The 850-nt window shown below is 53.6% G+C and carries 1 protein-coding gene; it reads left to right on the forward strand.

Annotation, left to right across the window (positions count from 1 at the left end; all coding sequences use genetic code 11):
- The coding region (locus tag CSC70_RS13755; RefSeq protein WP_070326907.1) for a replication protein P at nucleotides 1-682 on the forward strand (682 nt) is incomplete at its 5' end.
- Nucleotides 683-850 lie beyond the last annotated feature (168 nt).

Raw genomic sequence — 850 nt, forward strand, 5'->3', positions numbered from 1 at the left:
GATGGTTAACTTTGACCGTGAGCAGATGCGTCGGATCGCCAACAACATGCCGGAACAGTACGACGAAAAGCCGCAGGTACAGCAGGTAGCGCAGATCATCAACGGTGTGTTCAGCCAGTTACTGGCAACTTTCCCGGCGAGCCTGGCTAACCGTGACCAGAACGAAGTGAACGAAATCCGTCGCCAGTGGGTTCTGGCTTTTCGGGAAAACGGGATCACCACGATGGAACAGGTTAACGCAGGAATGCGCGTAGCCCGTCGGCAGAATCGACCATTTCTGCCATCACCCGGGCAGTTTGTTGCATGGTGCCGGGAAGAAGCATCCGTTACCGCCGGACTGCCAAACGTCAGCGAGCTGGTTGATATGGTTTACGAGTATTGCCGGAAGCGAGGCCTGTATCCGGATGCGGAGTCTTATCCGTGGAAATCAAACGCGCACTACTGGCTGGTTACCAACCTGTATCAGAACATGCGGGCCAATGCGCTTACTGATGCGGAATTACGCCGTAAGGCCGCAGATGAGCTTGTCCATATGACTGCGAGAATTAACCGTGGTGAGGCGATCCCTGAACCAGTAAAACAACTTCCTGTCATGGGCGGTAGACCTCTAAATCGTGCACAGGCTCTGGCGAAGATCGCAGAAATCAAAGCTAAGTTCGGACTGAAAGGAGCAAGTGTATGACGGGCAAAGAGGCAATTATTCATTACCTGGGGACGCATAATAGCTTCTGTGCGCCGGACGTTGCCGCGCTAACAGGCGCAACAGTAACCAGCATAAATCAGGCCGCGGCTAAAATGGCACGGGCAGGTCTTCTGGTTATCGAAGGTAAGGTCTGGCGAACGGTGTATT

The organism is Pseudoxanthomonas kalamensis DSM 18571, assembly GCF_010211745.1.
Lineage (GTDB): Bacteria > Pseudomonadota > Gammaproteobacteria > Xanthomonadales > Xanthomonadaceae > Pseudoxanthomonas_A > Pseudoxanthomonas_A kalamensis.